Source organism: Vibrio sp. Y29_XK_CS5 (assembly GCF_024181835.1).
Lineage (GTDB): Bacteria > Pseudomonadota > Gammaproteobacteria > Enterobacterales > Vibrionaceae > Vibrio > Vibrio harveyi.
The window spans coordinates 1,792,961-1,811,041 of record NZ_JAMZAM010000001.1; the positions used below are offsets into that span (position 1 = coordinate 1,792,961).

The 18,081-nt window shown below is 44.8% G+C and carries 18 protein-coding genes; 9 read left to right on the top strand and 9 right to left on the bottom strand.

Features of this window, described 5'->3' with window-relative positions:
* Window positions 1-73: 73 nt before the first annotated feature.
* The 4 genes from NL647_RS08040 to NL647_RS08055 all read right to left on the bottom strand — a co-directional run bounded on the left by NL647_RS08040 (window position 74) and on the right by NL647_RS08055 (window position 4,305).
* Entirely contained in the window at window positions 74-562 is a 489-nt protein-coding gene (locus NL647_RS08040) for a GNAT family N-acetyltransferase (RefSeq protein WP_009697997.1), read from the bottom strand.
* Window positions 563-793: 231 nt separating this feature from the next.
* A complete protein-coding gene (locus tag NL647_RS08045; protein WP_239212896.1) occupies window positions 794-1,036 on the bottom strand; it encodes a glutaredoxin domain-containing protein in 243 nt (80 codons plus the stop codon).
* Window positions 1,037-1,061: 25 nt separating this feature from the next.
* Entirely contained in the window at window positions 1,062-1,994 is a 933-nt protein-coding gene (locus NL647_RS08050; protein ID WP_005447479.1) for a ribonucleotide-diphosphate reductase subunit beta, read from the bottom strand.
* 52 nt (window positions 1,995-2,046) lie between these two features.
* Complete coding sequence (locus NL647_RS08055) at window positions 2,047-4,305, bottom strand: ribonucleoside-diphosphate reductase subunit alpha (protein WP_253649965.1); 2,259 nt, start codon at window positions 4,303-4,305, stop codon at window positions 2,047-2,049.
* A 465-nt stretch (window positions 4,306-4,770) separates the two neighbouring features.
* Between NL647_RS08055 and NL647_RS08060 the strand changes: the two genes are divergently transcribed.
* A complete protein-coding gene (locus NL647_RS08060) occupies window positions 4,771-5,751 on the top strand; it encodes a rhodanese-related sulfurtransferase (RefSeq protein ID WP_253649966.1) in 981 nt (326 codons plus the stop codon).
* Between the two features lie 57 nt (window positions 5,752-5,808).
* Here NL647_RS08060 and NL647_RS08065 read toward each other — a convergent pair whose 3' ends face one another.
* Complete coding sequence (locus NL647_RS08065; protein ID WP_009703238.1) at window positions 5,809-6,114, bottom strand: DUF6482 family protein; 306 nt, start codon at window positions 6,112-6,114, stop codon at window positions 5,809-5,811.
* Between the two features lie 109 nt (window positions 6,115-6,223).
* Between NL647_RS08065 and NL647_RS08070 the strand changes: the two genes are divergently transcribed.
* The 3 genes from NL647_RS08070 (at window position 6,224) to NL647_RS08080 (ending at window position 9,019) form a co-directional block, all read left to right on the top strand.
* Complete coding sequence (locus NL647_RS08070) at window positions 6,224-7,705, top strand: deoxyribodipyrimidine photo-lyase (RefSeq protein WP_253649967.1); 1,482 nt, start codon at window positions 6,224-6,226, stop codon at window positions 7,703-7,705.
* Window positions 7,706-7,784: 79 nt separating this feature from the next.
* Window positions 7,785-8,285: a fasciclin domain-containing protein gene (locus NL647_RS08075; protein ID WP_038898256.1), complete on the top strand. Its 501-nt coding sequence runs from the start codon at window positions 7,785-7,787 to the stop codon at window positions 8,283-8,285.
* A gap of 44 nt (window positions 8,286-8,329) precedes the next feature.
* Window positions 8,330-9,019: a flavin reductase family protein gene (locus NL647_RS08080; RefSeq protein ID WP_005447467.1), complete on the top strand. Its 690-nt coding sequence runs from the start codon at window positions 8,330-8,332 to the stop codon at window positions 9,017-9,019.
* 19 nt (window positions 9,020-9,038) lie between these two features.
* Here NL647_RS08080 and NL647_RS08085 read toward each other — a convergent pair whose 3' ends face one another.
* Both NL647_RS08085 and NL647_RS08090 read right to left on the bottom strand, forming a co-directional pair.
* Window positions 9,039-9,911: a patatin family protein gene (locus tag NL647_RS08085; protein WP_005447466.1), complete on the bottom strand. Its 873-nt coding sequence runs from the start codon at window positions 9,909-9,911 to the stop codon at window positions 9,039-9,041.
* Window positions 9,912-10,102: 191 nt separating this feature from the next.
* Window positions 10,103-10,744, bottom strand: coding sequence for a MarC family protein (locus NL647_RS08090; RefSeq protein WP_005447464.1), 642 nt, complete (start codon window positions 10,742-10,744; stop codon window positions 10,103-10,105).
* Window positions 10,745-10,957: 213 nt separating this feature from the next.
* On the opposite strand from NL647_RS08090, the gene nfsA reads away from it, so the two are divergent.
* The 4 genes from nfsA to NL647_RS08110 all read left to right on the top strand — a co-directional run bounded on the left by nfsA (window position 10,958) and on the right by NL647_RS08110 (window position 16,029).
* Window positions 10,958-11,680, top strand: a complete 723-nt coding sequence (nfsA, locus tag NL647_RS08095) for an oxygen-insensitive NADPH nitroreductase (RefSeq protein ID WP_047514303.1) — start codon at window positions 10,958-10,960, stop codon at window positions 11,678-11,680.
* 534 nt (window positions 11,681-12,214) lie between these two features.
* The gene (locus NL647_RS08100; RefSeq protein WP_009698012.1) at window positions 12,215-13,336 is read left to right on the top strand and encodes a polysaccharide export protein; all 1,122 of its coding nucleotides are present in this window, start codon (window positions 12,215-12,217) and stop codon (window positions 13,334-13,336) included.
* Between the two features lie 71 nt (window positions 13,337-13,407).
* Complete coding sequence (locus NL647_RS08105; protein WP_005447459.1) at window positions 13,408-13,848, top strand: phosphotyrosine protein phosphatase; 441 nt, start codon at window positions 13,408-13,410, stop codon at window positions 13,846-13,848.
* Window positions 13,849-13,878: 30 nt separating this feature from the next.
* Window positions 13,879-16,029 carry a polysaccharide biosynthesis tyrosine autokinase gene (locus tag NL647_RS08110; protein ID WP_154202942.1) on the top strand — a complete coding sequence of 717 codons (2,151 nt, stop codon included), beginning with the start codon at window positions 13,879-13,881 and terminating at the stop codon, window positions 16,027-16,029.
* A gap of 113 nt (window positions 16,030-16,142) precedes the next feature.
* Here NL647_RS08110 and NL647_RS08115 read toward each other — a convergent pair whose 3' ends face one another.
* Together NL647_RS08115 and NL647_RS08120 are read right to left on the bottom strand one after the other, a co-directional pair.
* Window positions 16,143-16,514 carry a hypothetical protein gene (locus tag NL647_RS08115; RefSeq protein WP_005447457.1) on the bottom strand — a complete coding sequence of 124 codons (372 nt, stop codon included), beginning with the start codon at window positions 16,512-16,514 and terminating at the stop codon, window positions 16,143-16,145.
* Window positions 16,515-16,518: 4 nt separating this feature from the next.
* Complete coding sequence (locus NL647_RS08120) at window positions 16,519-16,827, bottom strand: monooxygenase (protein WP_050932693.1); 309 nt, start codon at window positions 16,825-16,827, stop codon at window positions 16,519-16,521.
* Window positions 16,828-16,936: 109 nt separating this feature from the next.
* Here NL647_RS08120 and NL647_RS08125 point away from each other — a divergent pair, with 109 nt between their 5' ends.
* Window positions 16,937-17,830 (top strand): LysR family transcriptional regulator, encoded by an 894-nt coding sequence (locus NL647_RS08125; protein ID WP_253649968.1) that lies wholly within the window; start codon window positions 16,937-16,939, stop codon window positions 17,828-17,830.
* Window positions 17,831-18,081: the final 251 nt, after the last annotated feature.

An 18,081-nucleotide genomic window follows, 5' to 3' on the forward strand; every position in this document is an offset into this window, starting at 1 on the left:
CGATATAGCACTCCCCAACGTTTGGCATTTTCAGTTTAAGGTTGGGGAGCGTGTCTCACAACATAATGTGGCGTTAGTCTTTGACTCGCTTGGTCATCATTTTGGTGATCACTCGGTAGCCCATCTTATGGTAGAAATCTTCACCTTCGTGATTAAATGACGCCACAGTTAAACCGAGCTCTTCAATATCTTGGCTGCACAAATCACTCTCGATTTTATCCATCAAAGACAAGCCAATACCTAAGTTACGGTGGCTTTCAGACACCACCAACTCATTGATATATCCAACGCGTCTTTCCGGAGAGAGAATCGAGTTTACCTCTCGCACGGTACCAGAGATAAAACCAACCACCTGTCGGTTCGAACAAGCTATAAAAGCCGTGATGCTGCCATCAAAATATTTATCGAAGATGTTGCGATCTTCCCTTAACTGCGCCATTTCTTCCGGAGAACGGTAGAAATCTGGCTCAGCATCATGGTGAGAAGTGTCGAGTTCGACCAAGAGCGTTTTCAACAGAGGGACGTCTTCTTCTCTTAGTCTTCTGATATGAAACTGTTGCATGTTGAATTCCTTTGCCAACCGACCTGTATCAGGCACAGATCTTTGCTTCAACTGATTATCGGATAAGAAGTTTTAGGAATGTGAAGCGAATCAACAGTACAAATTTCGACCATTTATGTCGAGTGCGTTTTCAACAGTTTTATGAGTTTTTACTGATAATTTGAACATCCACAAAATTTAAGTGGAAATAAAAATCCCCTTTTCTCAATAAAAGGGGATTAGATACCTAATTTAGAAAGCGGCGTTTTGCTCAAAAGCGAGTGCCGATTTTAAGCGACTGAAATCACCAATGGGTTCGCCATCAAGCATAAACTGCGGGTAGCTTCTTGCGGTTGGGAATAACTCGAACAAAGTTTCCCGCTCAAACTCCACACCTAACTTGAGCGTTGCCACGTTAAAGCCCTGATTTTGCAACCACATTGCCGCGGTTTCACATTGGGAGCACTGCTCCTTGCTGTACATTTCTATTTTCATCACTCTTCTCTGCTATTCCTTGCCGTTAGAAATCTGCATCAAAACTCAATTGGCGATCTTGAGGTCGTTTGTACTCAGTAACGCGTTTTTCGAAGAAATTGGTCTTTCCTTCCATATCCAATAAGCGCATGTAATCAAATGGGTTTTCAGCACCAAAGATCGGGTTGAAACCAAACAAACCAGCGATAACATCGGCAGTATGCTCAATGTATTGGCACATCAGCTCAGCATTCATACCAATCAAGTCCACTGGTAGGGCTTCCGTTACAAACTCTTTCTCAATTGAAACCGCTTCACGGCAAATCTCTTCAAACTCTTGTTGTGTCACTTTACCCTGCCCCAAGGTTTTGAATAGCAGCGCAGAAAAGCTAAAGTGCAACCCTTCATCACGAGCAATCAAGTCATTACTTGCTGCCAAACCAGCAAGTAAACCACGTTTACGGAAGTAATAAATGGCACAGAAGCTGCCAGCGAAGAACAAACCTTCCACCAAGCCAAAGGCGATCAAACGCATTGCCAATGGTTTATCGGAAGAGATCCACTTCATTACCCACTCCGCCTTACGCTTCACAGTAGGGACGTTTTCAATCGCATTGAACAAACGCTCACGCTCTTCAACATCGGGAATGTAAGTTTCGAGTTGCAGTGCATAAGTCTCTGCGTGAATGACCTCATTAAACGCCTGCAAAGCAAGGAAGCAGCGCGCTTCTGCGATTTCAATTTCGCCATAAAATCGAGTCAACAAGTTCTCGTTGATCATCCCTTCGCTCTGAGCAAAGAACGCCAACACATGTCGAATGAAGTGCTTTTCGCCTTCGGTCAGCTTGGCAAGATCAGCAAGATCTTGAGCAAAGTCGAGCTCTTCTGTCGTCCAGAAAGCCGCTTCGTGCGTTTTGTACGCTTGCCAAATCTCTTCGTATTGAATGGGGAACAAGCTAAATTTGTTTTTAACAATCATACCGTTTCCTTACTTTCGGTTGATGTGAATCTTTTTAATTGACGAGATAGGTTTATGCGCCGCAGTTTAGGCAAGCTTCATCTTCGCTTTGCTGACCAACGGTGACTTTCACCGCATTCGTTGATGGCTTAGAGCGCAAGTAGTACATGCCGGTTTTCAGACCACGTTTCCACGCGTAGAAGTGCATCGCATTGATTTGGGCGAACGTTGGTGATGCGAGCCATAAGTTGAGGCTCTGCGATTGGCAAACAAACGGGGCACGAGCTGCCGACATATCAATGATTACCTTCTGAGAGATTTCCCACACGGTGCGATACACGGATTGCAGGTCGTCTGGAATGGCATCAATGCCTTGTACTGAACCGTTATTGAGAATAATGGCGTCACGGATTTTGCTCGTCCAAAGACCGCACTGTTCGAGATCGCTGACCAAATGTTTGTTGATGATGATGAACTCACCCGACAAGGTTTGGCGTTTGTAGATATTGCTGGTTTGCGCTTCAAACGCTTCGTTGTTGCCTAGAATTTGCGCTGTCGACGCCGTTGGCATTTGAGCAATCAGTAGCGAGTTGCGCACACCATGCTCTGCGATTTGGCGCTTGAGCTGTGACCAATCCCAGCGGCTGCTTGGTTGTTCACCCCACAGATCAAATTGGAACTGACCATGACTGATTGGTGAGCCGTCATAACTGGAGTACGCGCCTTTTTGCGCCGCGATTTCACAAGACGCTTCAAGGGAGGCGTGATACATGGTTTCCGCGATGTCACGGTTAAGCTGCAATGCTTCTTCGCTATCGAATGGAAGGTGCATTTTGAAGAACACATCCGCCAAACCTTGGATACCCAAACCAACAGGACGATGCGCGTGGTTCGATTTTTCAATCTTATCGGTTGGGTGATAGTTCACATCGATAACGCGATCGAGGTTCTTAATCGCGACTTTGGTGACTTGGTGAAGTTTGTCGAAATCAAACCCCGTGTCTGTAACAAACTTAGGCAGTGCCATAGACGCCAAGTTACAAGCCGCCGTTTCATCTGGCGTCGAGACTTCCATGATCTCTGCGCACAAGTTACTCGACTTAATGGTGCCGAGGTTTTTCTGATTCGACTTTTCATTACACGCATCTTTGTAGAGCATGTACGGTGTTCCCGTCTCAGCTTGCGACTCAATGATTTGCGTCATCAATTGGCGGGCTCTGATGGTCTTCACGCCCAAGCCCATACGCTCGTATTCTTGGTACTTCTGAGTAAATTCAGCACCGTATAAATCAGACAAGCCCTTGGTATTGTGAGGGCTAAACAGAGTCCATTCCGCGTCGTTTTCGACACGTTCCATGAACAAATCTGGCACCCATAGAGCGAGGAATAAATCACGTGCGCGGAACTCTTCTTTGCCGTGGTTTTTACGTAAATCGAGGAAGGATTCGATATCCGCATGCCAAGGCTCCAGATAAACCGCAAACGAGCCTTTGCGCTTACCGCCACCTTGGTCGACATAGCGAGCGGTTTCATTGAAGACTTTGAGCATTGGCACGATGCCATTCGACACACCATTAGTGCCAATAATTGGCGCACCCGTCGCTCTAATATTGTGGATGTGTAGCCCAATGCCACCCGCCGATTTAGAAATCAGCGCACAATCTTTGAGGGTGTCGTAAATGCCGTTGATGGAGTCTTCTTGCATCGCTAATAGGAAACACGAAGACAGTTGCTGCATCTTACAGCCAGCATTAAACAACGTTGGCGTGGCGTGGGTGTAGTAACCAAGACTGAGCAAATCGTATAGCTCTCTAATTTCTTCAAGATCGTCACACGCGACAGCGACCGCTACACGCATGAACATATCTTGTGGTCGTTCAACCACCACACCTTTTACTTTCAATAGGTAGGAACGCTCGAGAGTTTTGTAACCGAAGTAATCAAACTGATAGTCACGTTTGTAGTCAATCATCTCTTCGAGCGCAAACTGATTCTTGGCAACAAAGTCGACGTAAGCATCGGAAAGAATACCGATTTCAGAGAGCTCACGTGTTGCAGTAGCGTATCCGCTAGTTTCTTTTTGCAGAGAACTCACCATCACGCGAGCCGCAAGCTTGGCATAATCAGGGTGTTCCGTCGCAAGGCTTGCTGCCGTTTCAGCGAGGAATACATCGATTTCCGTCACCTTAATGCCGTCGTACAAACCGCTTACCACGCGTTGTGCAACCGCAATAGGTTCGACTTTTAGTCCATCAGCCAGCGCTTCGGCTCTTCGAGTCACCTTATCTAGACTGGCTTTTTCTTTCCGTCCATCTCGTTTTATAACGTCCATAATCTATATCTTGTGTGTAGTTTAAATATTGAGCACCATATGTACGCAATAGATCTAGATGATAATGGTTATCATTACAAGAAAGTTTTTTAAAAGTTAGAACTGACCATGGAGAGGGTAAGGAAACATATTGACACTGACACCAAGCTCGATAGGAACAGCAATCAGAGGCAAGCACCGCAAACGTGATAAAGTGATGAAGTTTTCCACAAAGCTTTAATTTTCATTAACTTAGTTCATTTCTAGAAAAGAATAACAAATGTGATCTGGTTCAAACTTTCACACCCTTTAACTTCCAATGCTACGCGCTGAAATTTGTTGAAAAAAACGCCGGGGAAACATGACTAAAAATATCCGCATAGTTTGTCCGTATTTCCGACTAAATTACTCAGGTATACTCCGAGCCGCTAAAATTGTTAGGTATCGAGTCGTCGAACCATCAACCTTTTAAAGTAAGGAATAATCATGAGTCAGTATGTTGTCTGCGCCCTGTATAAATTTGTGGAACTGGAAAACTACCAAGAGTTACGCGAGCCATTGCTTGCACTAATGGAAGCCCACGGTGTACATGGAACGTTGCTACTGGCGAGTGAAGGTATTAACGGTACGATTGCAGCGAAACGCGAAGGTATTGAGACACTGCTTGCATGGCTAAATGCCGAGCCTCGCCTTACTGGTATTGTTTACAAAGAGTCGTACTCAGATACTCAGCCGTTTAACCGCACCAAAGTAAAGCTAAAGAAAGAGATCGTGACATTGGGCGTTGAAGGCATCGATCCTCGCCATGTCGTTGGCACCTACGTAAAGCCGCAAGATTGGAACGATCTGATTGCTGATCCAGAAGTATTTGTGGTTGATACTCGTAATGACTATGAAATCGAGATCGGAACATTTAAAGGTGCAGTTAACCCAAATACTGACACGTTCCGCGAATTTCCTGACTATGTAAAACAAAACATGGACCCAGAGAAACACAAAAAAGTCGCGATGTTCTGTACGGGTGGTATTCGCTGTGAGAAGTCGACCGCTTACATGAAAGAACAGGGCTTTGATGAGGTGTACCACCTAGAAGGCGGTATTCTGAAATACCTTGAAGAAGTACCAGAAGAAGAAAGCTTGTGGGAAGGCGATTGTTACGTATTCGACGGTCGCGTTGCGGTGAACCACCAGCTAGAAAAAGCTGACTACGACTTGTGTAACGCTTGCCGATTGCCAATCACAGAAGAAGACAAACAATCAGAGCAGTTTGAGCAAGGTGTCAGCTGCCCAAAATGTTTTGGTAAACACAGCGAAGAACAGGTAGCACGCTTCCGCGAACGTGAAAAGCAAGTGTCGTTAGCTGCGGTTCGCGGCGAGCAACACGTCGGTGGTGAGAGTGCCAAACAACGTCAGCAACGACGTGCAGAAAAACTGGCAAAGAAAGACGCACAACGTAAACAAGCGTAATTAGTAAGGTGCGAGCTAACAAACCTAGCTCGCACTTTCTCCCCTTTCAATCTAATTTCAATAGAGGTCGTTGTCTTTCAGCAACACTTCCAGCTCGTTAGTACCACTCCTACTTGGCTGCCCAACCATTTCATCGTAGGCACTTTGCTGGCGAAGCACCTGTTTGTTCGCTTTCAAATTACGACACTGTTTTTGCAACTCCAATATCGAATGCGCCCTTAAAAACTTCCCTTTATCGTCAGTAACAAAGTGTTCCTCTCCGTCGACTAGAACCGAGACTTGATACAAAGCGAGATCGAGAGAGTGGATGACAAGCTTGTCGATATAGAAGAATTTTTCCAGTTTACTGAGTGGCATAGACATAAAGCACCTCCTTGCTCCGTGCCTCTACGTCAACCGTAATAAAATCGATCACCGAGTGAGAAATTTGCCTCTCTCATGCGTAGAAGTCGGAAAACCAGTGAGGGCTCCGATGCAAACAATCAACTTAGTATGGCTAAAACGCGACTTACGCCTGACCGACCACCTTCCTTTGCAGCATGCTCTATCTTCTGACAATCCAACAGTGCTGCTCTATATTTTTGAGCCCATGCTGCTAGATGACCCACATTACTCCGAACGTCATTGGCGCTTTGTTTGGCAGTCACTCCAAGATATGGACGTACAGCTTGCCCAACATGATCAAAAGATCTCAGTAATGTTTGGCAATGCTCGGGATTGTTTGAGTGCAATTCAAAAACAATTCAACATCAATGCCGTTTTCTCCCATCAAGAAATTGGATTGAATTGTACGTTTGAGCGAGATAAACAAGTATCAGCATGGCTTCAAGCACAAGGCATTCCATGGCATGAGTTTGATCATGGTGCTGTTGTGCGAGGCGCAAAAGACCGATTCAGCTGGGACAAACACTGGGATACCGTTATGCGAGCTCCCATAGAAAAGATTGAACTTGAAAGCGCTTCTCTTATTACCCTCGACATCGACGCGCCAGATTTCACCTTTACTCCTCCCCCTTCTTGGTTAGAAAAAGTAAAAGGCATGCAAACTGGCGGGAGCTCACTCGCTTGGCAAACATTGGAAGACTTTTTTCAACGCCGAGGACGAGATTATTACCGCAGTATTTCCAACCCGACGGCATCTCGAACAGCCTGTACTCGCCTCTCTCCCTATCTTGCATGGGGTAATATTTCGCTTCGAGAAGTGTATCAGTACCTCTTGCAACATTGGCAAGTGACGGGGTTTCGTCGCAGCCTAATTGCGTTGTCTTCAAGGCTTCATTGGCATTGTCATTTTATGCAGAAATTTGAATCTGAATGTGAGATGGAATTTCGCTGTGTGAACCAAGCCTATGACCCTTTGCTTCGCCAAGCGAGCAACATCGACCAAATCCGACTAAAGGCTTGGAAGGAGGGAATCACTGGCATACCTCTCGTCGATGCTTGTATGCGCTGCCTTCATCACACCGGATACATCAACTTTCGTATGCGTGCGATGTTAGTGAGCTTTTTAACACATCATATGAACATGGACTGGCGCGATGGCGTAACTCATCTAGCGCAGCTCTTTCTCGACTTTGAGCCGGGCATCCATTATCCACAATTTCAAATGCAGGCTGGAGTGACGGGCACCAATACCATCCGCATCTACAATCCGACGAAACAAGCACAAGAACACGATGCCGATGGTGAATTCATTCATAAGTGGATTCCGGAGCTCGCCAAGGTACCTTCCCCACTGTTGTTTGAGCCTTGGAAAATGACCGCAATGGAAGTCGTGATGTACCAGTTAGAACCGGATTCAAAATACCTCGCCCCAATAGTCGATGTAGAAGCGAGTGCGAAAGCAGCCAGAGAACGATTGTGGGCTTGGCGAAAACGTACCGACGTAAAAATGGAAGGTACACGCATTTTAGCTCAGCACGTCCGTCCTTCGAATAAAAAGAAAGCCAGTTGATCGCCAAGAAAAGGGCGTGCGTACAAACAGGGACTTTATCAGGGAGAGAGCGGTACCCAAACAACAAAAGGAATGCATTATGTTGAAACGCATCTTGGTTACGACCACGGTTTTGTTCGCCACCCTAACTTTTTTACTGCCAGCGAAAGCACATGAACATGGAATGATGAAAGAAGACATCGTTGATGTGGCCGCAGCAAATGGCTCGTTCAATACGTTGGTCGCAGCAGTCAAAGCCGCAGGCTTAGTGGATACGCTAAAAGGTAAAGGTCCATTCACTGTATTTGCACCCACAGATGAAGCTTTTGCTAAGCTTCCAGATGGAACAGTCGAAATGCTACTCATGCCCGAGAACAAAGATAAGCTGGTTGCGATTCTCACTTACCATGTGGTTCCGGGAAAAGTGATGGCCGCAGACGTAGTGAAAATGGACAAAGCGACGACAGTCCAAGGGCAAGACGTGATGATCAAAACCATGGGCGATAAAGTGATGATCAATAACGCTACCGTAATTGCCACCGACGTCAAAGCTAAGAATGGTGTGATACACGTGATCGACACCGTCATCATGCCGAAATAGTGACACAACATGGAAGGGCGAGGTTTCTCGCCCCTTTTTAGGACATGGAAAACATCAAACTCTCAAAGCATGATATACAAACGATGGAGCAGCGCCAAAGAACTCGATTGGTCAACTCCCTTGCGGGATACAAAAGCGCGAACCTCATCGGAACAAGAGACAGGCAAGGACAAGAGAACCTGGCTATCGTAAGCTCTGTGATCCACTTAGGCTCACATCCGCCACTGTTTGGTTTTATTGTTCGTCCACGCAAAAGCCGTCGTCATACATTAGAAAACATCCTCGATACCAAGCACTTCACCATTAATGCCGTCGGCGTCGATTTCGTCCAAAAAGCACATCAAACCTCCGCCCGCTATCCAAAACAGATATCAGAGTTTGAAGCGGTAGGACTTACTCCTTACTATGATGATGCGTTTCCTGCGCCATTTGTCCTAGAGAGCAATCTCAAAATGGGGTTGGTGTTGAGAGAACACATCAAGATTGAAAGCAATCAGACAGAGATGCTGATTGGTGAAGTGTTGATGGTACACGCACCTGAAAGAGCCATCATGCCCGATGGCTACCTAGATCTAGAGCTACTCGACTTAGTGACCATTTCCGGGCTCGACAGCTACCACGTCACGCAACGTCTGCATAGGTTAAGTTATGCCAAACCAGACGCTCGCCTATTCCCTCTGACGAGGGAGGGAGAACCTTCATCTTGGGGAGCACTTGAAGTTGATATGGACTAACCGCTTTAGACATCAAAAGCTAAATACAGAAGTGGCAGTTTTCTCTGTCTAAGCCGTGTTCACCGGCCCGGTTGGTAAGGTGGGCGCGCCCTGCTTCCAATCCCATTTCGTAACCTTCTAGCAATACCGACTGGCGCATTGATAGACGTTGTACACTGAATTCATCCGGCGGTGCAATAACGCGAATGTGCGTGTCTTTTGGAGGATTACGAATGAAATCTAACGATTCGTTGTAGTTCTCTGAACGGCGCAACATTGCCTCTGCCATCTGTGGATGCTCAGCGAACAACTTCTTCATTAACCAAGGCGTTTTTACCGGCTTTTTCTCATAAGCCAAAGGATGAGAAAGGATAACCGTAATATCACGAGCGCCGCGACGATGTGCTTCTCGAACCGGAATGGAATCCGCCACACCACCATCGGTATAACAACCACCAGAGAAGCAAGGAGTATGCTTGTACGCAATAGGCAGTGCCGTCGTCGCTTCCATCGCATTATGGAAGTTATGACGATTTACACGGTAATAATCCGCTTTACCCGTATTTACGTTCGTTGTCGCCGCTAAGAAAGGAATGCCTTCAAACAGTTTCGCTTCATCGACTGGGTACAAACGATTTGATTCTTCAAACAACCATTTCACATCGATCAAATCACCGCCTTTTAAAAAACGAGTAGGATCGAAAAAGCGTTTGCTGGTTGCTAATTTAGTAATGACGTTGATGCTACGGTGCGGGTAATCGGTCAAATAACCGATCAAATTTGAAGCCCCTGCCGATACGCCAATCGCAAAATCAAATGGTTTGTAGTCTTGTTCTAAGAATGCATCCAATACGCCGCTAGCAAAAACACCACGCATTGCACCACCTTCGACTACGATTGCTTTTGTTGCCATGTTTCCCCCCAATAATTGCTCTGAAAAGGTTACTGAAATTCGTGCTACAGCAACAATTGGTTATTCTTATTATTGAGATAGGCGAAGTCTATGTGTTTCTTGCTTTTTAAGTGGAAACTTAGGATCAAAAAATCCACATCAACTGCCTAGTCAATGTGGATTCAAAGTAAAGTATTCAGATGCTAAAGAAATTAAGCAAAAACGGTTTTATACGCCTCTGCAGCGCCATCAATGAACATTTGTGTGCCAATCACGGCGAGGATCAGCCCCATCATTTTGGTGATCACATTTAACGCACTTGGACCAACAGCTTTCACTAACTTGTCGCCAAAGAGAAACAAAACGTAAGTAATAGCACAGAGCACAGCAAAGGATGCGATAGTAATAATGGTTTCCGTTATTCCACCCGCTGTTGCAAAGTTCATTGCTGTCGCGAGAGTGCCCGGACCAGCTAAAATCGGCATTGCCAGTGGGGAAACTGCAATACTTAAAGCCGCCTGTTCTTGCTCTGGTGAGTAGGCTTTCTCTTTGGTCTTCTTGTGCGTTGATTCACCTTGCAGCATGTGAAAGCCAATTAAAAAGACTAAGATGCCGCCGGTAATACGCAACGCGTATAACGTAATGCCGAACAAGTCGAAAATCACCTTACCCGCAACAGCAAACACAGCAACAATAACAAAAGCGATAAAGACCGAACGAAATGCAATTGAGCGGACCGTTTGTTTATCATCATCCGCTGTTAGGCTTAAAAAGATAGGAATGTTAGCGATAGGGTTCATGATGGCAAAAAAGCCCATAAACACTGTGACCGTATGAAGTATTAGCTCTTTCATGTTCTCCACATTTGGTAAGCTATTGATTATTAAAAATCAGTATATACCCAAGTTTATAAATAACGTTACTTTATGTTCAATTTGCTCGGTTGCACTTCGTCAAGTTTTGTCCTGTGGCACACTTTGTAGTGCATCTCTGTTTACGCTCCCAATAAATGCCGTTATGGTGAAGATTCAGCCAAATAGAACCACTCTTCAGGAAGCCAGAACATCATGAACAATACGATTGAAACCATTCTTGCTCATCGCTCTATCCGAAAATTCACCGCAGTTCCTATTACTGATGAACAAAGACAAACCATCATTCAAGCAGGTTTAGCTGCGTCTTCTTCTAGTATGCTTCAAGTCGTCTCAATCGTTCGAGTGACTGACTCTGAAAAGCGTAAGCAATTGGCTCAATTTGCTGGTAACCAAGCTTATGTTGAAAGTGCGGCAGAGTTCTTAGTGTTTTGTATTGATTATCAGCGCCATGCAACCATCAATCCTGATGTACAGGCAGACTTTACAGAACTAACTCTGATTGGAGCAGTAGATTCTGGAATCATGGCACAAAACTGCTTGCTTGCAGCCGAGTCCATGGGATTAGGTGGCGTATATATTGGAGGACTAAGGAATAGCGCCGCTCAAGTTGATGAGCTATTGGGCTTGCCGGAAAATAGCGCGGTGTTGTTTGGTATGTGCTTAGGGCATCCCGATCAAAATCCCGAAGTAAAGCCACGCCTACCTGCACATGTGGTTGTTCATGAAAATCAATACCAAGAGCTAAACTTAGATGATATTCAGAGCTACGATCAAACTATGCAAGCGTATTATGCGAGCCGTACAAGCAATCAAAAACTGAGTACATGGTCGCAAGAAGTCACTGGGAAGCTTGCTGGTGAGTCGCGACCTCATATCCTGCCGTACTTGAACAGTAAGGGGCTAGCAAAACGCTAATATCATTGAAATGATGGTTTGTTGTATGAAATCGTTCATCAAACCATCACTTTGTTGAACCCACATCAAATTTTGACCATACGTTGCCAACTTTCTGGCAAAACCATAACAAAGCGCTATTGACGCAGAACAAAAAATACGACACGCATCACATTTTAAAACAAAGCATATAAATTTTTTTAGAAAAATGGTCGCATCAATAACTAATTGAAAAACTGTCAAATTACAAATTTCGTGAGCTGATACGGAAAATTAGAGCTAATTAATAAACACTTTTGTCAAATCCACGCTACTCAACGCACAGAAATATAAAATTCAGCAATATATAGCTGGCTTTTTATCAATTTATCGTCTATTGCCCCTCCTCAAAAAATTCTTTAGAGTGCGCTCGCCAGATGCAACCCGTTTCTTATTGAGTATTTTATAAATTAAAACAAATAATACTGCCCAATAAAATTGTGACGTGTTGTTGTTTAGGCAAAAAACAATGTTGTTCTTAGCAACTCGCTCTTTACGTCAGATGAATGAAAAAGCATGAATTTCAACTATACAAAGCTAGGCAGTTTACTCCTTTCCTCTGTACTTCTCGCTGGATGTACAGTACCGGGCAGTCACTTATCCACGAGTGGAAAGCACATCGTTGAAGACAACAGCGCCAATACGGCGGCAGATTTTAACGTCTTTCCACTGACTCTTGATAAAGTCTCGCAGCTAAAAAGCTCAGATGTAGAGACCAAAGCGAACCCAACACTTGACCATCAACTCGCGGCTTACGAGTATGAAGTCGGTCCTGGCGATATTCTGAATATCACTATTTGGGATCACCCTGAACTTACCATTCCAGCAGGCTCTTACCGTAGCTCTGAAGAAGCAGGTAACTGGGTGCATGCTGATGGCACCATCTTCTATCCATACATCGGTATTGTTGAAGTTGCGGGTAAAAATGTTCGCCAAATTCGTACCATTATTGCTAACAAGTTGGCGAAGTACATTGAGAGTCCACAAGTGGATGTGAGTGTTGCGGCATTTCGTTCCAAGAAATCTTACATCACTGGCGAAGTTAACAAGCCAGGGCAACAACCTATCACCAATATCCCACTTACGCTTCTTGATGCAGTTAACCGCGCTGGCGGTCTAGCAGAAGATGCGGATTGGCGTAACGTCACACTGACACGCCAAGGCAAAGTCGAAAACATTTCTCTCTATGCGCTAATGCAAGAAGGTGACCTTACTGAAAATCGATTACTTCAACCTGGCGACATCGTACATGTGCCAAGAAATGACACTCAAAAAGTGTTTGTTATGGGTGAAGTTAACGATCCTAAGCTACTGAAAATGGATCGCGCAGGCATGAGCTTGACCGAGGCTCTAAGCAATGTTGGTGGTATCAACCAACTTTCTGCGGATGCAACTGGCGTTTTTGTCATCAGAAAATCTCAAGACAATCAAGCATTAGGCGACATTTACCAACTTGATGTCTCTGACGCAGCGGCGTTAGTGATTGGTACTGAATTTGATTTGGAACCTTACGACATTGTGTATGTTACTGCTGCACCAGTCAGTCGTTGGAACCGCGTTATTGCACAGTTAGTACCGACGATTTCAGGCTTCAATGAGCTTACAGAAGGTGTTCTACGCGTTAGAAACTGGCCGTAGTTCAGACGTTCTTGAAAGGGCTTATGTGAAGAGGTAAGCCCTTTCCAATAGTTATTGATAAGGAACAAACCATGTTTTCAAACATTCTTGTCGTATGCGTAGGTAACATTTGTCGCTCTCCGACTGGGGAACGAGTGCTTCAACAACTTCTTCCGAATAAAACCATTTCTTCAGCCGGTATTGCCGTTGAGAAAAGTCGACTGACTGGGAAACCAGCGGATGAGACAGCAACGCTCATTGCCTCGGAAAAAGGGTTTTCTCTTGAGAATCACCAAGCGCAACAACTTACTGCGCAGCTTTGTGCGAAACAAGATCTTATCTTGGTAATGGAACAAGGTCATATCGATGCATTAACTGAGATCGTTCCAGAAGCAAGAGGCAAGACCATGCTGTTTGGGCATTGGATGAATTCTGTCGACATTCCAGATCCATACAGACAAAGCAGAGAAGCATTTGATCATGCGTTTTCTCTGATTGAGCAATCCGCTCAGGCTTGGGCAAAAAAACTATAACTTCAGATTACTTGGCGAAATAAAAAAACAATGGCTAACCAAACTATAAGTTCATCTGCACCAACCGATGATGAAATCGATCTCGGTAAACTGTTTGGCATATTGATAGATGCGAAATGGTTCATCATTGGCATTACGCTTCTCTTTGCAACAATCGGTATTGCCGTGGCATTGCTATCGACACCTATCTACAAAGCTGATGCTCTGATTCAGATCGAACAGAAAAGCTCTGGTGGTATTTCGGCGATGGTCGGCGATATGGGCGAGCTTTTTGCTGCAGAATCGTCAGCAACGACTGAGATTGAGATCATCAAATCACGTATGATCCTTGGTGATACGGTCGATAAATTTAACCTAACGACGATTGCCACTCCGGACTATCTTCCTTTTGTCGGTAAAGGTCTTGCTCGCATCAATGGCACTCAAGATTACATCTCAGTTTCAACTTTCGAGATGCCACGTACCGCGCAAGGCTACAAACATCACCTTGTGGTAACAGATGCAGAGAAAGGCAGTTTTGATCTGATGATTGAAGATCAAATTGTGCTTTCTGGCGTTGTTGGTCAAACGATTGAAATGAATGGCTACCGCATCAAAGTACGTGAACTGGTTGCGCAAAACGAAGACAGTTTTTCAATCGGAAAAATTAGCAAGCTTGACGCGATCAACCGATTGGCTTCACAACTGTCTATTTCAGAACGTGGCGCGAAAACAGGTATTGTGTCACTGAGTATTGAAGGCGAATACCCTGAACGTAACCAGCAAATTTTGAATGACGTTGTGCAAAACTACTTCCTACAGAATGTAAGAAGAAACTCAGCGGAAGCGGAACAGAGCCTAAACTTTCTAAAAGATCACCTACCGGAAATCAAAGAGAAACTGACAGGGTCTGAAGACGTACTGAATCGTTTTAGACAAGAAAACGAATCGATCGACTTAAACCTTGAAGCACAATCAACACTCAAAGTGATGGTCGCTCTTGAAGCGCAGCTGAACGAACTGACATTCAAAGAAAGTGAAATCAGCCAAAAGTTCACGCAGGATCACCCAGCATATAAATCACTATTGGATAAACGTCAGACGTTACTGCAAGAAAAAGCTCGTTTGAACCGACAAGTTCAGAAGCTGCCAAAAACGCAGCGTGAAGTCCTACGTATGACACGTGACGTTGAAGTTAACCAACAGATCTACATTCAGCTTCTAAACAAAGTTCAAGAGTTGAACATTATTAAAGCTGGTACCGTTGGTAACGTACGCATTATCGATAGTGCACAGTCTTACGCTATTCCAGTGAAGCCTAAGAAGCCTCTTATCGTTGTTCTAGCAACACTATTAGGCGGTATGGTTGCCGTTGCTTTTGTTCTGGTTAAAACCGCTTTCCACCGCGGCGTCACTTCTCCAGACGAGATTGAACAAACGGGTATTTCTGTTTACGCAAGTGTTCCTAAGTCGGTACAACAATTAGAAGTTGCGAGCAAACTTAAGCGCAAGAGCAACAAAGACCTGCTTCTATTGGCAGAAGAAAACCCTGCGGATCTTTCGATTGAAGCACTACGTGGACTTCGCACTAGCCTTCATTTTGCGATGATGGAAGCGAAAAACAACGTACTGATGATCTCTGGTCCAGCGCCTTCAATTGGTAAGACATTTGTATCGACAAACTTTGCGGCAGTAGCAGCGAAGACAGGTCAAAAAGTGTTGTTGGTCGATGCGGACATGCGTAAAGGTTACTTGCAACAATGTTTTGGTCTGACGGCTGATAACGGTCTTTCTGATTTCTTAAGCGGTAAGATTAGTCAAGATATGGTGATCAAGCCGACTAAAGTTGAGAACTTAGATGTAATTACTCGTGGTCAAGTACCACCAAACCCTTCTGAGCTTTTGATGCACCCACGATTTGTTGAGTTTGTAGAAAAAGCATCACAAGAGTATGACCTAGTGATCATCGATACACCGCCAGTATTGGCAGTGACTGACCCTAGTATCGTTGGTGCGATTGCAGGAACCACTCTGATGGTAGCTCGCTTTGACCAAACGACATCGAAAGAGCTTGAAGTCGCTCGCAGTCGATTTGAACAATCGGGTGTAGAAGTCAAAGGCGTCATTCTTAACGCAATTGAGAAGAAAGCGGCGAGTTCATACGGCTACGGTTATTACAACTACGCCTATAAGAGTGAGTAATGTCGCTACACCCAAGTGACTTAAGCATACTTGGGGAAAACCATAAATAGAAACACAAAGCCCCGCAATTATCGCGGGGCTTTTTAATAATGATCTAATTAAGATAGCTTCTATTATTGCTTCTTCAATTGAAGAAAAGTGAGCACACTCAATAGCAAGAAGAAGGCGGGATCACTCCAACCAAAGCCAACAAACACCCCCGTGATGCCAGCATAAGTAGTGATCGCTACGCCCAAGACATTCGTGACCAACAAAGCTTTAAACAGTTGTTTCGCCGTATTGCCAGATTCAACATCACGCAACATCAAACTTACCGCAGCAATCCCACCTAAAAAGATTGACGTATGCTGGGACAAAAACAGTGCGTACTGGTCATTGATTTGTACACCATACATCGGCCACATCATGGTTGGAACAAAAAATAACGCAAAAGCAAATACCGTATAAATCGTGCCATGAACGGTTAGAAAGGTGCGGTTAGTCATAATATTACTCTCCGATTGGACCTTGGTTGATGGTACTTAGTGACGCGTTGATATCAAATATCTGCCCTCTTACTCGTTCAACCCCCATCTGTTTCAGACGAGCAGTGTGCATTTCGAGATAAGCTTGCGCCGTGGCTTCATCTTCAAAAAGATAGATGCCACCACCAAGTTTATCTTTCTCGCTTTCCGTCCAAATTTTCCAAATCATACCCGGTTCTTGGTTAATTGATTTAGCTAAATCGATCAGAGCATTCGACATCTCTTCACCAAACGGACCATGAAATTCAAAATCAACTTGCAATAGTTTCGCCATCTTGAGTCTCCTCTTCTTATTGACTCGCTTTTGATGGGAAGATTATTACCTTTATAAAACTGACAAAAAAGTTCATAATTTTGCCATTAACTGTGGAAAAAACTGACTAATGAGACTCAAAACAACCTTAGAGCAATGGCAAACACTACAAGCAATTGAACAGGCGGGGAGCATTCAGTCAGCCGCAGTGATGCTCAATAAAAGCCATACCACGCTTATCTATTCGGTGAAAAAGCTCGAAGACCAATTGGGTATCAAGCTGATAGAAGTAAAAGGTCGTAAGGCCGGATTAACCGAACACGGTCAGACGATGTTGCGCCGTGCACAATCAATGCTTGAGCAGGCTCGTGAACTTGAAATGATCAGTGGGCAGCTAAATAGCGGTGTAGAATCACAGATAACGGTAGCGATCGATCACTTGTGCGACCCAAGTTGGCTCTATACTCCACTTAGTGAATTTCTCACACACAACAACACGACTTCCGTTCAAGTTGTAGAGACCTCTCTGAGTAAAACCACAGACATGGTGATCAATGAACTTGCGGATATTGCCATCATCAACCTTCCGATCACCAACTACCCTGCTGAAGCGTTCGGCACTACCACTATGGTCCCTGTGATCGCAGCTCGACATCCACTAGCAAAAAAGGAACATATTTCATTGGCGGACTTTGCAACCACCAGCCAAATTGTGGTTCGAGACTTAGGGGAATCAAACAAAGAGAAGCGAGACGTAGGCTGGTTACGCGCGCGTCAAAGAATCACGGTAGATAATTTTGACCACGCATTTAGAGCGGTTGAGCAAGGCGTCGGCTTCTGCCGCCTCCCAAAACATCTCGTCGAGTACCGTCAAAACAACCATATCAAAGAGATAGATCTTGAACATTCGAACCAATATCAAGTCGCTCTACATCTTACCTTACCGAAAGGGGCGAAAAGTGGACCCGCCGCCCTTGCCCTCTATAAAACACTCCTTGATAGTGCCAAAGTGCGAGTTGGATAGAGCGACACAAAACAAGCTCAACAGGCGCAATTCTTAAGCCTTCATCATGGATGCTTTCTCTTCTCCAGCTTACTCCTCGCTTAAGTTCTAGAACTGTTTTATGTGAAGTTAAGTGCAGTTTTGCTTCTTTATATTATTCAAAGTTGCGATACCTGTTTCGATTACATACCATTGAAGCAGCTCAAGCCTAAAGCACCCAACACTCGCGGAAAGAACTCGGTTCACGGCACCTCAACCACCCTGCTCTTGTT

Coding starts and splice junctions, on each gene's coding strand:
- NL647_RS08040 (WP_009697997.1), bottom strand. CDS start 562: ATGCAACAGTTTCATATCAGAAGACTAAGAGAAGAAGACGTCCCTCTG.
- NL647_RS08045 (WP_239212896.1), bottom strand. CDS start 1,036: ATGAAAATAGAAATGTACAGCAAGGAGCAGTGCTCCCAATGTGAAACC.
- NL647_RS08050 (WP_005447479.1), bottom strand. CDS start 1,994: ATGATTGTTAAAAACAAATTTAGCTTGTTCCCCATTCAATACGAAGAG.
- NL647_RS08055 (WP_253649965.1), bottom strand. CDS start 4,305: ATGGACGTTATAAAACGAGATGGACGGAAAGAAAAAGCCAGTCTAGAT.
- NL647_RS08060 (WP_253649966.1), top strand. CDS start 4,771: ATGAGTCAGTATGTTGTCTGCGCCCTGTATAAATTTGTGGAACTGGAA.
- NL647_RS08065 (WP_009703238.1), bottom strand. CDS start 6,114: ATGTCTATGCCACTCAGTAAACTGGAAAAATTCTTCTATATCGACAAG.
- NL647_RS08070 (WP_253649967.1), top strand. CDS start 6,224: ATGCAAACAATCAACTTAGTATGGCTAAAACGCGACTTACGCCTGACC.
- NL647_RS08075 (WP_038898256.1), top strand. CDS start 7,785: ATGTTGAAACGCATCTTGGTTACGACCACGGTTTTGTTCGCCACCCTA.
- NL647_RS08080 (WP_005447467.1), top strand. CDS start 8,330: ATGGAAAACATCAAACTCTCAAAGCATGATATACAAACGATGGAGCAG.
- NL647_RS08085 (WP_005447466.1), bottom strand. CDS start 9,911: ATGGCAACAAAAGCAATCGTAGTCGAAGGTGGTGCAATGCGTGGTGTT.
- NL647_RS08090 (WP_005447464.1), bottom strand. CDS start 10,744: ATGAAAGAGCTAATACTTCATACGGTCACAGTGTTTATGGGCTTTTTT.
- nfsA (WP_047514303.1), top strand. CDS start 10,958: ATGAACAATACGATTGAAACCATTCTTGCTCATCGCTCTATCCGAAAA.
- NL647_RS08100 (WP_009698012.1), top strand. CDS start 12,215: ATGAATTTCAACTATACAAAGCTAGGCAGTTTACTCCTTTCCTCTGTA.
- NL647_RS08105 (WP_005447459.1), top strand. CDS start 13,408: ATGTTTTCAAACATTCTTGTCGTATGCGTAGGTAACATTTGTCGCTCT.
- NL647_RS08110 (WP_154202942.1), top strand. CDS start 13,879: ATGGCTAACCAAACTATAAGTTCATCTGCACCAACCGATGATGAAATC.
- NL647_RS08115 (WP_005447457.1), bottom strand. CDS start 16,514: ATGACTAACCGCACCTTTCTAACCGTTCATGGCACGATTTATACGGTA.
- NL647_RS08120 (WP_050932693.1), bottom strand. CDS start 16,827: ATGGCGAAACTATTGCAAGTTGATTTTGAATTTCATGGTCCGTTTGGT.
- NL647_RS08125 (WP_253649968.1), top strand. CDS start 16,937: ATGAGACTCAAAACAACCTTAGAGCAATGGCAAACACTACAAGCAATT.